Source organism: Microbacterium sp. NPDC097977 (genome assembly GCF_040302605.1).
Taxonomy (GTDB): domain Bacteria; phylum Actinomycetota; class Actinomycetes; order Actinomycetales; family Microbacteriaceae; genus Microbacterium.
Window position 1 is genome coordinate 1 of record NZ_JBEOUR010000085.1, and the last position, 11,611, is coordinate 11,611.

Consider the following 11,611-nt stretch of genomic DNA (forward strand, 5'->3'; position numbering starts at 1 on the left):
GACAGGTCTACGTCGACGGCGCGAACCTGAACGCGCTGCTCGGCTACGCCCGATTCGGCGACCTCGGCGGAGACGTCTCGCACCTCAACCTGCATAAGACGTTCGCGATCCCGCACGGCGGCGGCGGTCCCGGTGTGGGCCCCGTGGCGGCCAAGGCGCACCTCGCCCCGCACCTGCCGTCGCATCCGCTCGCCCAGCGTGCGGAGCACGCCGGGGGCTTCGTGTTCGAGGGCGGCGCGGTCTCCGCAGCCCCCTACGGCTCGGCGGGCATCCTCCCGATCTCGTGGTCGTACGTGCGCATGATGGGGGCCGACGGCCTCCGTCACGCCACGGCCGCCGCCGTCCTCTCGGCTAACTACATCGCCGCCCGCCTCGCCGAGCACTACCCGGTGCTCTACGCCGGCGAGGGCGGACGGGTCGCGCACGAGTGCATCCTCGATCTCCGTCCCCTCAAGGAGGCGACCGGGATCACCGTCGACGATGTGGCCAAGCGTCTCATCGACTACGGCTTCCACGCTCCGACGATGTCGTTCCCCGTGGCGGGCACGCTCATGGTCGAGCCGACCGAGTCCGAGGACCTCGGCGAGATCGAGCGGTTCATCGAGGCGATGGTCATGATCAAGGCCGAGGCGGATGCCGTGGCCGCAGGACGCTGGCCCGCCGACGACAACCCTCTCGTGCACGCACCGCACACCGCGGTCTCGCTGATCGCGGGGGAGTGGGAGCACGCCTACACCCGCGAGGACGCCGCCTACCCGGTGCACGCGCTGGTCGCGGGCAAGTACTGGCCGCCGGTGCGCCGGATCGATCAGGCGTACGGCGACCGCAACCTGGTGTGCGCGTGCCCGCCGATCGAGGCCTTCGCCTGACCCGTCCACTGTCGAGAAGCGGCGCCGTGTCCTCCGGGATGCGGCGCCGCCTCTCATTTCCGCATGTTTCCGCGAGATTACGGTTGGTCACCACTCAGTAACGGTTCATTAGCCGAGACCGGAAGGCGCGGAACCGCGGGTTACAGTCAGATATCCCTACGCACTCGACGATGAGCGCGCAGATTTGTTTGACAGTCCAGGAGGACAAAAAAGTGAAGCGCAACAAGATCGCCCTTGCGGGCACCGCGCTGTTCGCGATCGGCGCCCTGGCGCTCGCGGGCTGCGCGAGCGGCGGCACCGACGACGGCAACACCGGTTCGGGAGCAGCCGACGCGGATGCCATCATCACCACGAACGGCTCCGAGCCCGAGAACCCGCTGATCCCCACCAACACCAATGAGGTGGGCGGCGGAAAGATCCTCGACGAGATCTTCGCCGGTCTGATCTACTACGACGCCGACGGCAAGCCGGTCAACGACGTGGCTGAGGAGATCACCACGGAGGACCCGCAGAACATCACCGTGAAGATCCGCGAGGGTCTGAAGTTCACCGATGGTGAAGAGGTCACCGCCGACAACTTCATCAAGGCGTGGAACTACGGCGCACAGGCCGAGAACGCACAGCTCTCCGGCTACTTCTTCGAGGACATCGAGGGATTCGTCAACGACGCCGGTGACCCGGCGAACCCCGACGACGACATCTTCGGCGCACAGGGTGACCTGAGCGGCCTCAAGCAGGTCGACGACTACACCTTCACGATCGCCCTGAACAAGCCGGCGTCCGACTTCGCACTGCGTCTCGGCTACTCGGCCTTCTACCCGCTGCCCGACGCCGCGTTCGACGACATGGACGCGTTCGGTCAGAACCCGATCGGCAACGGACCGTACATGATCGACGGCGACGACGCGTGGCAGCACGACGTGCAGATCGACCTCGTGCGCAACGACGACTACGACGGCGGCCGCAAGGCAGTCAACGGCGGTCTGACGATCAAGTTCTACGCCACGCAGGAAGCGGCCTACGCCGACCTGCAGGGTGGCGACGTCGACGTGATCGACGCGATCCCCACCGGCTCGCTCCCGGTCTTCCAGGACGAGTTCGGCGACCGTGCGGTGAACCAGCCGTCTGCGGTGTTCCAGTCGTTCACGATCGGCCAGTTCCTCCCGCACTTCAGCGGCGAAGAGGGCCAGCTGCGCCGCCAGGCGCTGTCCATGGCGATCAACCGCGAGGAGATCACCGAGACGATCTTCTCGGGCACCCGCACCCCGGCCGCCGACTTCACCTCGCCGGTCATCGACGGCTGGTCCGACTCGGTCCCCGGCAGCGAGGTCCTGGACTACAACCCCGACGAGGCGAAGAAGCTGTGGGCCGAGGCCGACGCCATCTCGCCGTGGGACGGCGAGTTCAAGATCGCGTACAACTCCGACGGCGGACACGACGCCTGGGTCGACGCGGTGAGCAACAGCATCAAGAACACGCTGGGCATCGAGGCATCGGGCGACCCGTACCCGACCTTCCAGGATCTTCGTTCGAAGATCAACGACCGCACGATCACGACCGCTGCGCGTTCGGGATGGCAGGCGGACTACCCGGGTCTGTACAACTTCCTCGGACCGCTCTACGCGACCGGCGCCGGCTCGAACGACGGTGACTACTCGAACCCCGAGTTCGATGAGCTCATCAAGGCCGGCATCAGCAACCCCGACGCCGACGCGCAGATCGAGGACTTCACCAAGGCGCAGGAGGTCCTGTTCCAGGATCTGCCGGCGATCCCGCTGTGGTACTCGAACGTGACCGGTGGTTTCGGTGAGAGCGTCGACAACGTGACGTTCGGCTGGAACTCGGTTCCGCTCTACTACGCGATCACGAAGGCCGGCGAGTAAGTCTGACGGCACTTCACCTGTGAGGCGGTGACGATTCTTCGTCACCGCCTCACAGGCTTGTGTTCGCCGCACTTTCTTTCCCCTCGAGAAGGGACAAGCGGATGCTCGGTTACATTCTGAGACGTCTTCTGCAGGTGATCCCGGTCTTCTTCGGAGCCACCCTGCTCATCTATTTCCTCGTGTTCGCCATGCCCGGCGACCCGATCCTCGCCCTGTTCGGCGACAAGACCCCGAGTCCGGCGGTCGTCGCCCAGCTGCGCGAGCAGTACCACCTGAACGACCCGTTCCTCGTGCAGTACTGGTACTACATCACCGGCGTGTTCCAGGGTGATCTCGGCACGACCTATTCCGGTCGTCCGGTCTCCTCGGTCCTCGCCGCGACGCTTCCCGTCACCGGGCGTCTCGCCGTCATGGCGATCGCGATCGAGTTCGTGCTGGCGATCATCATCGGCACCATCTCGGCGCTGCGCAAGGGCAAGCTGTTCGACAACGTCTCGCTCGTCGTGGCTCTCGTCGCGATCGCGATCCCGATCTTCGTCGTCGCCTTCCTCGCCCAGTACTTCCTGGCGATCCAGTGGGGCTGGTTCAAGCCCACCGTGGGCGCAGACAACGATTGGGGTGGTCTCTGGCTGCCGGCGATCGTGCTCGGCTTCAGCCTCTACGCCGTGAGCATGCGCCTGATGCGCAGCTCGGTGATCGAGACGTTGAACCAGGACTGGGTGCGCACCGCCTACAGCAAGGGGCTCTCGCGCAACCGGGTGCTGCCCGTGCACGTGCTGCGCAACTCGCTGATCCCGGTGATCACCAACTCCGCCACGAACTTCGGCGTGCTGCTGGTCGGCGCCACCGTCACCGAGGGCATCTTCAACGTGCCGGGCGTCGGCAACACGCTGTTCCAGGCGATCCAGCGCGGTGAGGGGCCGACGGTCGTCTCGTTCGTCACCGTCTTCGTCATCCTGTACGTGCTGGTCAACCTTGTCATCGACCTGCTCTACGGTCTGCTCGACCCGAGGATTCGCTATGCCTGATCCCATCTCTCAGAAGCACTACGTCGCTCCGATCGAGACGGAGTCGATCTCTGTCGACGCCGTCCGCATCTCGGACAAGGCCAGCAACCTCTGGCGGGATGCGTGGGCCGACCTTCGTCGCCGCCCGCTGTTCTGGTTCTCCGTCGTCCTCGCGCTCTTCTTCCTCGTGATGGCGCTCTGGCCGACGCTGTTCACCGCGACGCCGCCGAACGACGACTGCTATCTGTCGAACAGCAACGGAGGGCCGAGTGCGGGTCACCCGCTCGGGTTCACCTTCCAGGGCTGCGACATCTACGCCCGCATCGTCTGGGGGTCGCAGACGTCGCTTGCCGTCGGTCTGATCGCCACGGCAATTTCGTCGATTCTCGGTCTGATCATGGGAGCCCTCGCGGGCTTCTACGGCGGATGGCTCGACTCGGTCCTCTCGCGCGTCGGTGACATCTTCTTCGCGATCCCCTACATCCTCGCGGCGGTCGTCGTGATGACGGTGTTCCGGGACTCGCGTTCGGTGTGGACCCTCGCGTTCGCGATCGGCGGGTTCGCCTGGGCCTCCACGGCGCGCGTCGTGCGTGCCGAGGTGCTGAGGGTGAGACAGGCCGACTTCGTCATGGCGTCACAGGCGCTCGGACAGTCGAAGTTCAAGATCCTCCTGAACCACGTCATCCCGAACGCCATCGCACCGCTGCTCGTCGTGTCGACGCTCGGCCTCGCGGCGGCGATCGTCGCCGAGGCGACGTTGTCGTTCCTCGGGGTCGGTCTCGGCAGCGGCGTGATGTCGTGGGGGAATGACATCGGCGATGCCCAGGCCTCGCTGCGCGTCGCTCCGATGGCACTCATCTATCCGTCGATCGCCCTCACCCTCGCGGTGCTGGCGTTCGTGACCCTGGGCGAGCTCATCCGAGACGCCCTCGACCCGAAGGCGAGGGCCCGCCGATGAGCGAGCGAATCACCGAACAGGTCCCGCTGCTCAGCATCCGCGACCTCAGCGTCGCGTTCCGCACGCAGGAGGGCCTGCGCGAAGTACTCCACGGAGTCAGCTTCGACGTCATGCCGGGCGAGACGGTCGCGATCGTGGGCGAGTCGGGTTCCGGCAAGTCCACGACGGCCACGGCCATCGTGAACCTGCTGCCCGGTACCGGGCAGATCACGTCGGGATCGATCACCCTCGACGGTCGCGAGCTCACCACTCTCAACCGACGCGAGATCGAGGCGGTGCGCGGTCGGGACATCGGCTTCGTGCCGCAGGACCCGATGTCGAACCTCAACCCCGTGTGGAGCATCGGCTTCCAGGTCAAGGAGGCGATCCGTGCCAACGGCATCGCCCAGGGCCGAGACGCCGCCAAAGCTCGCACGATCGAGGTGCTGCAGCAGGCGGGTCTCGCCGACGCCGAGAAGCGTCTGCACCAGTTCCCGCATCAGTTCTCGGGCGGAATGCGTCAGCGTGCGCTGATCGGGATGGGCCTCGCGGCCGACCCGAAGCTGCTCATCGCCGACGAGCCGACCTCGGCTCTCGACGTCACCGTGCAGCGCGTGATCCTCGATCACATGGCCTCGTTGACGCGCGACAAGGGCACCTCGGTGCTCCTGATCACGCACGACCTCGGCCTCGCGGCCGAGCGGGCGAACAAGATCATCGTGATGAACGGCGGCAACATCGTCGAGGCGGGCCCCAGCCGGGAGATCCTCGAGAACCCGCAGCACCCGTACACGAAGCGTCTGGTCTCTGCAGCGCCGAGCGTGGCATCGCAGCGCATCCAGGCGGTGGTCGAGGACCGCGGCATCGAGACGCTCGACGACCTCGCCGACATCCCGCCGACGGTTCGTGTCGCAGGGCTGACGAAGGATTACCGGATCCGACAGGGGGGCTTCCGCAGCGAAGCCTTCCGCGCGGTCGACGACGTGTCGTTCGCGATCCCTCGCGGCAAGACGCTCGCTCTGGTGGGGGAGTCGGGCTCCGGCAAGTCCACCGTGGCGAAGATGGTGCTGAAGCTCGAGGAGCCCACCAGCGGCACCATCGAGATCGACGGCAAGGATGTCTCGAAGCTGTCGAATGCGCAGGCGTTCGGCCTGCGTCGTCGTATGCAGCCGGTCTTCCAAGACCCGTACGGCTCTCTCGATCCGCTGCGCAACATCGGCAACACCATCGCCGAGCCGCTGCAGATCCACGGAGTCGGTGATCGCGTGTCGCAGCGCGCCAGGGTCGAGGAGCTGCTCGACCAGGTCTCGCTCCCGCGCGTGCTCGCGACCCGGTACCCGAACGAGCTCTCGGGCGGCCAGCGTCAGCGTGTCGCGATCGCCCGTGCGCTCGCGCTCAAGCCCGACATCATCGTGCTCGACGAGGCCGTGTCGGCGCTCGACGTGCTGGTGCAGGATCAGGTGCTGCAGCTGCTGGCCGAGCTGCAGTCGGAGCTCGGACTCACGTATCTGTTCATCACCCACGACCTCGCGGTCGTGCGGGTGTCGAGCGATCTGGTCTGCGTGATGGAGAAGGGCAAGATCGTCGAGCAGGGCACCGTCGACGAGATCTTCGCCAACCCGCAGCAGGAGTACACGGATCGCCTGCTCAAGGCGATCCCGGGGGCATCGATCACCCTCGGCGGTCACTGAGAGTGAGCACCGACCCTCACCCGGAGGCCGCACGGACTTTCCGTGCGGCCTCCGGGTCTGTCTCCCTCGTCATCTGCGCCCTGCTCGCCCTGTTCCTCCTCGGCGACGCCGTGGTACGGGCCGGCTGGTGGTCGATGCTGCTGCTCGCCCCGTGGGTGCTGCTCGGCCTCTGGGTCGTCTATGAGATCGCCTTCGTCTCGATGGTGCGCGTCGACTCCGAGGGAGCGACCGTGCAGAACATGCTCCGCCGCACGTCCTTCGGCTGGGCGGCCGTGCGCGACATCGACCTGCGCTGGCAGCTGGTGTTCACCCTCGCGGACGGCTCCGACGTCACGTGCTACGGCGGGCCCGCTCGTGCCCGCCCGGTGCGACGCCCCGGTGCCGAGGGGGAAGCCGCCAAGGCCCCCACCGGGCTCCGCGACCTCACCGACATCCGTGATCGGTGGGAGGCGGTACCCTCCACCGGTCAGGCTCCGATCCGGCGTACCTGGGATGTGCGGGCGCTCTCGGCACTCGCCGTGATCCTGCTCTGGGCCGCGGTGTCGATCGTGCTCGCGAACTCCGGAATGATGCGCTGACACCGCACCCCGGCATCCGGCGGGCGCCGCGTCAGCCGGGCAGGCCGAAGAGCTCCGGCCACGTCGCCGCCGCCCACGGGTAGCCGACGAACACCGTGGCGTCGATCAGGAAATGCGCGACGAGGAACGGCATCAGACGCCCGCTGCGCTGGAACAGCCATCCGAACAGCAGGCCCATGGCGAGGTTGCCGATGAAGGCGCCAGGCCCCTGGTAGAGGTGGTAGCTCGCGCGCAGCACCGATGTCGCGATGATGATGCTCCACGGACCCCACCCGAGCTGCCGCAGACGCGCGAACAGGTAGCCGAGCACGACGAACTCCTCCTGCAGCGCGGCGCGCGCCGCGGCGAGCAGGAGCACCGGCACCGTCCACCAGTACGCGTCGAGCCCGGCGGGATTCACGGCGACGAAGAGGCCGGATGCGCGACCGACGAGGTACAGGCCGAGGCCGGGGATGCCGATGGCCGCGACGAGCAGCACGCCGCGTCCGATGTCGGGGACGACCCGGGTGCCGTCGAGCCCCAGGCGACCGAGATGCGGCCGCGAGGACTGCCACAGCAGAAAGCAGACCAGCAGCACGGGGACGAGGGAGAAGCCGATCGAGAGCACCTGGTAGATCAGATCGAAGATCTCGCGGTCGCTGCGCGACGGATTCAGCGTGGCCGTCTGATCGGCCAGCGGCGTGACGTCGGTGAGGCGGTAGGCGAGTTGGACGACGGCGTAGACGGCCGACTGTCCGAGACCCAGAGCCAGCACGATGGCGATCTCCCACCAGACGCGTGCTCGCGACGGCGCTGCGGGGGGAAGGAAGCTCATGGGACCACCGATCGTACTCGGGCAGGGGCGATCACTGCGGCATGGGCGCGTGCACCTCGGCGGCCCAGGTGCGCATGAGCTGACGCTCCTCGGGGGTGCAGATGTAGCCGTAGCCGTACTCGCGACCGTCGAAGGTCAGAGTCCACAGATCGAGATAGGTGAGCGCGTAGCAGTCGGCGAAGACCTCGCTGTTGCCCTGGAAGTAGCCCTGTTCGACGAGAACGGTGGATGCCGAGAGGGCTGCCCCCTTCGCATCGCTGTCGGCGCGCGTGTAGAGGTGGGAGAGCTCGTGCAGCGCGACCACGCGCCTGGCGGTGTCGCCACCGAGCTGGTCCTCCGGAGCCAGGTGCACCGCGAGCGGCTCCTCCGAGACGCATCCGATCGTGATGCGACCCTCATCCGCCCGCCGGGAGGTCCCGCACTCGGCGCTCGCGTCCCACGCGATGTCGATGAATCCCTGGCCGGACTCATCGACGATCGCCTCGGTGACGGAGCCCGACGCATTGGTGCGTCGGGTCGCGGCGTCGGCGATGCGCTGCTCCAGCTGCTCGCGGGCGCCCCTGGCGTCGGCGGCGTACTGCGCGACCGACGCGTCGGTGAGGCTGGGGTCGGCGATGCTCGATTCCCACCGCCGGAACGCCAACAGGTCCGCGACCAGCGGAGCGACGGGATTGCTCTCGATCTGCGCGTAGAGCTCGTAGTACCTGGTGCGTTCCGCATCGAACGCCGCCAGGGAGTCGTCGCGAGCCGTGGTCCCCTCACTCGTCGATCGGTCGCTCGTCGGCCGATCCTGCGTCGAGGGTCCGGTGAGGAGCCCTCCGACGAACACGATCGCGACGATGATGACGCCCAGCAGCGCGAGACCACCGCATCCGAGGAGTGCGCACAGTCCGCCGCGTCCGCGCCGCGGACCCGGAGCCATAGCCGCACCCGGCGCCGCGGCAGGAGCCATAGCCGCACCCGGCGCCGCGGCAGGAGCCATCGCAGGAGCAGCGCTCATCGCCGCCCGCACCGACGGGTTGACCTGGAAGATCCATTCGCGCAGCTGCGGATAGCACGCCGGATGGGCGAGGACGAGCGGATGCAGATCCCCTCGTCGTGCGGCGATCTCAGCCAGCTGAGCCGGCGCCGTCGAGGGGTTCTGCACACCCGCGAGATCGATGTCGTACCCTCGGTCCACCATGCGTTCACGGTATCGCACCGCTCTACGGCCTCGCGGGGAGATCGCGGCTGATCGGCGGGGGACAGAAGCCGTTCAGCCAGGATTCATGAGGGTGCGATAGGCTGTCCCGTCGGCTTCTCGGCAAAAACCCACACTCTTTAGGACTCCTGCATGGCGCACGCCCTCCGCTCTGACCTCCGCAACGTCGCAATCGTCGCGCACGTCGACCACGGCAAGACCACTCTCGTCGACGCCATGCTGCGTCAGACGGGCTCCTTCGGCGAACACGCCCACGTCGATGAGCGTGCCATGGACTCGAACGACCTCGAGCGTGAGAAGGGCATCACGATCCTCGCCAAGAACACGGCGATCACGTACAAGGGCAAGCACGCCGAGGGCAAGGAGATCACGATCAACGTGATCGACACCCCCGGTCACGCCGACTTCGGCGGCGAGGTCGAGCGCGGCCTCTCCATGGTCGACGGTGTCGTGCTGCTCGTCGACGCGAGCGAGGGCCCGCTTCCGCAGACCCGCTTCGTGCTCCGCAAGGCTCTCGAGTCGAAGCTGCCCGTCATCCTGCTGGTCAACAAGACCGACCGCCCCGACGCGCGTATCGCCGAGGTCGAAGAAGAGGCGCACGACCTGCTGCTCGGTCTCGCATCCGACCTCGTCGACGACGTGCCCGACCTCGATGTCGATGCACTGCTCGACGTGCCCGTCGTCTACGCCTCCGGTCGCGCCGGCGCGGCATCGCAGAACCGTCCGGCCGACGGTTCGCTGCCCGACAACGACGACCTCGAGCCGCTCTTCGAGGCGATCCTCCAGCACGTCCCCGCCCCGTCGTACGACGACGAGGCCCCGCTGCAGGCCTGGGTCACCAACCTCGACTCCAGCCCCTTCCTCGGTCGTCTCGCGCTGCTGCGCGTCTTCAACGGCACGCTCAAGAAGGGTCAGACCGTCGCCTGGGTCCGTGCCGACGGCACGCACCAGAACGCGCGCATCACCGAGCTGCTGAAGACCCGTGCTCTCGAGCGCTACCCGGCCGAGGACGCCGGCCCCGGCGACATCGTCGCCATCGCCGGTTTCAGCGACATCACGATCGGCGAGACCATCGCCGACCCCGAGGACGTCCGTCCGCTGCCCGCGATCACGGTCGACGACCCCGCCATCTCGATGACGATCGGAACCAACACGTCGCCCCTCATGGGCAAGGTGAAGGGCCACAAGCTCACGGCGCGCATGGTCAAGGACCGTCTCGACAAGGAGCTCATCGGAAACGTCTCGCTCAAGGTCGTCGACATCGGACGCCCGGATGCGTGGGAGGTGCAGGGTCGTGGCGAGCTGGCTCTCGCCATCCTGGTCGAGAACATGCGTCGCGAGGGCTTCGAGCTCACCGTCGGCAAGCCGCAGGTGGTCACGAAGAAGATCGACGGCAAGACCTACGAGCCCTTCGAGCACCTCACGATCGACACGCCGGAGGAGCACCTCGGAGCGATCACGCAGCTGCTCGCGAACCGCAAGGGCCGCATGGAGAACATGACGAACCACGGCACCGGCTGGGTGCGCATGGAGTTCATCGTCCCGTCGCGTGGCCTCATCGGCTTCCGCAGCGAGTTCCTCACCACGACCCGCGGCACCGGAATCGCGAACGCGATCTCCCACGGCTACGAGCCGTGGGCAGGTTCCATCACGACCCGTCAGAACGGCTCGATCGTCGCCGACCGTCAGGGTGTCGTCACCCCGTTCGCGATGATCGCCCTGCAGGAGCGGATGTCGTTCTTCGTGCAGCCCACGCAGGAGGTCTACGAGGGCATGGTCATCGGCGAGAACTCCCGCGCCGACGACATGGACGTCAACATCACGAAGGAGAAGAAGCTCACCAACATGCGTGCGGCGAGCTCCGACACCTTCGAGTCGATGACGCCCCCGCGCCAGCTCACCCTCGAGGAGAGCCTCGAGTTCGCGCGTGACGACGAATGCGTCGAGGTCACGCCCGAGGTCGTGCGCATCCGCAAGGTCAACCTCGACGCGAACACCCGCGCGCGCGAGACCGCGAGGATGAAGCGTCAGGACGCCAGCGTCTGAGAATCGCCTGCGAAAAGGGCCCTGCACCGCCGAAATGGCTGGTGCAGGGCCCTTTTCTCATGAAGCGCACAGGTGGGCCGTTGCAGAATCGTTACCTTGCGCCTGGGGCGATCTCCCGATGAGTGTCCCGCGACGGGCGTACGACCACCCGAAAGTCACACCCCCATGCTTCACACCTCCCGTGCCCTTCGGCGCGCCAACGCCGCAGCCGACGCCAGGAACGCCATCACCGCCCGCCGTCCGAAACTGATCCTCGGCACCATCACCGGAGGCGTGCTCGGCCTCGCGCTGACCGTCGGCATGGTCTCGGCGCCGGCGGCAGGCGCCGAGACGCCGGATGCCGTCGCCAGCGTCGCGTCGTTCGTCACCGGTGCGGATGAGGCGCCCGCGAAGAGCGTCGACGACTCCGCGCTCACGATGGTCGCGGCGAAGGATGCCGTCGCCGCAGCCGAGGCGGTGAACGCCGAGGTCGCAGCATCGGGCCTCGACCTCGGTGCCGCGCCCGCATCCGTCGACACCTCCGACGTGACCACCTGGGTCGGTCAGCTCGCGGACCGCGACGGACTCTCGCATCGCGAGCTCTCG

8 protein-coding genes and 2 pseudogenes are annotated in these 11,611 nt (G+C 67.3%); 8 read left to right on the forward strand and 2 right to left on the reverse strand.

Annotated elements, in window-relative coordinates:
- From ABTZ43_RS15055 to ABTZ43_RS15080, 6 genes and pseudogenes are all read left to right on the forward strand, one after another.
- A pseudogene (locus ABTZ43_RS15055) lies at nucleotides 1–869 on the forward strand (glycine dehydrogenase (aminomethyl-transferring)); the annotation flags it as partial.
- 212 nt (nucleotides 870–1,081) lie between these two features.
- Complete coding sequence (locus tag ABTZ43_RS15060) at nucleotides 1,082–2,752, forward strand: peptide ABC transporter substrate-binding protein (protein ID WP_200946581.1); 1,671 nt, start codon at nucleotides 1,082–1,084, stop codon at nucleotides 2,750–2,752.
- A 101-nt stretch (nucleotides 2,753–2,853) separates the two neighbouring features.
- The gene (locus ABTZ43_RS15065; RefSeq protein WP_056416172.1) at nucleotides 2,854–3,780 is read left to right on the forward strand and encodes an ABC transporter permease; all 927 of its coding nucleotides are present in this window, start codon (nucleotides 2,854–2,856) and stop codon (nucleotides 3,778–3,780) included.
- Entirely contained in the window at nucleotides 3,773–4,717 is a 945-nt protein-coding gene (locus tag ABTZ43_RS15070; protein WP_056416176.1) for an ABC transporter permease, read from the forward strand. The genes ABTZ43_RS15065 and ABTZ43_RS15070 overlap by 8 nt, the downstream gene beginning before the upstream one ends.
- The gene (locus ABTZ43_RS15075; protein ID WP_056416180.1) at nucleotides 4,714–6,387 is read left to right on the forward strand and encodes a dipeptide ABC transporter ATP-binding protein; all 1,674 of its coding nucleotides are present in this window, start codon (nucleotides 4,714–4,716) and stop codon (nucleotides 6,385–6,387) included. Before ABTZ43_RS15070 ends, ABTZ43_RS15075 begins: the two co-directional genes overlap by 4 nt.
- A 2-nt stretch (nucleotides 6,388–6,389) precedes the next feature.
- Nucleotides 6,390–6,965: a PH domain-containing protein gene (locus tag ABTZ43_RS15080; RefSeq protein ID WP_350539396.1), complete on the forward strand. Its 576-nt coding sequence runs from the start codon at nucleotides 6,390–6,392 to the stop codon at nucleotides 6,963–6,965.
- 31 nt (nucleotides 6,966–6,996) lie between these two features.
- Here ABTZ43_RS15080 and ABTZ43_RS15085 read toward each other — a convergent pair whose 3' ends face one another.
- Complete coding sequence (locus ABTZ43_RS15085; RefSeq protein WP_056416186.1) at nucleotides 6,997–7,779, reverse strand: CPBP family intramembrane glutamic endopeptidase; 783 nt, start codon at nucleotides 7,777–7,779, stop codon at nucleotides 6,997–6,999.
- A gap of 31 nt (nucleotides 7,780–7,810) precedes the next feature.
- Entirely contained in the window at nucleotides 7,811–8,962 is a 1,152-nt protein-coding gene (locus ABTZ43_RS15090; RefSeq protein WP_350539397.1) for a variant leucine-rich repeat-containing protein, read from the reverse strand.
- Between the two features lie 150 nt (nucleotides 8,963–9,112).
- On the opposite strand from ABTZ43_RS15090, the gene typA reads away from it, so the two are divergent.
- Both typA and ABTZ43_RS15100 read left to right on the forward strand, forming a co-directional pair.
- Nucleotides 9,113–11,026 carry a translational GTPase TypA gene (gene typA, locus ABTZ43_RS15095; RefSeq protein WP_056416192.1) on the forward strand — a complete coding sequence of 638 codons (1,914 nt, stop codon included), beginning with the start codon at nucleotides 9,113–9,115 and terminating at the stop codon, nucleotides 11,024–11,026.
- A gap of 165 nt (nucleotides 11,027–11,191) precedes the next feature.
- Nucleotides 11,192–11,611: pseudogene (locus ABTZ43_RS15100) on the forward strand (aggregation-promoting factor C-terminal-like domain-containing protein); the annotation flags it as partial.

Excerpts from the sequence above, each read along its gene's own strand:
- ABTZ43_RS15065 (WP_056416172.1), top strand. The coding sequence starts at position 2,854 with ATGCTCGGTTACATTCTGAGACGTCTTCTGCAGGTGATCCCGGTCTTC.
- ABTZ43_RS15070 (WP_056416176.1), top strand. The coding sequence starts at position 3,773 with ATGCCTGATCCCATCTCTCAGAAGCACTACGTCGCTCCGATCGAGACG.
- ABTZ43_RS15075 (WP_056416180.1), top strand. The coding sequence starts at position 4,714 with ATGAGCGAGCGAATCACCGAACAGGTCCCGCTGCTCAGCATCCGCGAC.
- ABTZ43_RS15085 (WP_056416186.1), bottom strand. The coding sequence starts at position 7,779 with ATGAGCTTCCTTCCCCCCGCAGCGCCGTCGCGAGCACGCGTCTGGTGG.
- ABTZ43_RS15090 (WP_350539397.1), bottom strand. The coding sequence starts at position 8,962 with ATGGTGGACCGAGGGTACGACATCGATCTCGCGGGTGTGCAGAACCCC.
- typA (WP_056416192.1), top strand. The coding sequence starts at position 9,113 with ATGGCGCACGCCCTCCGCTCTGACCTCCGCAACGTCGCAATCGTCGCG.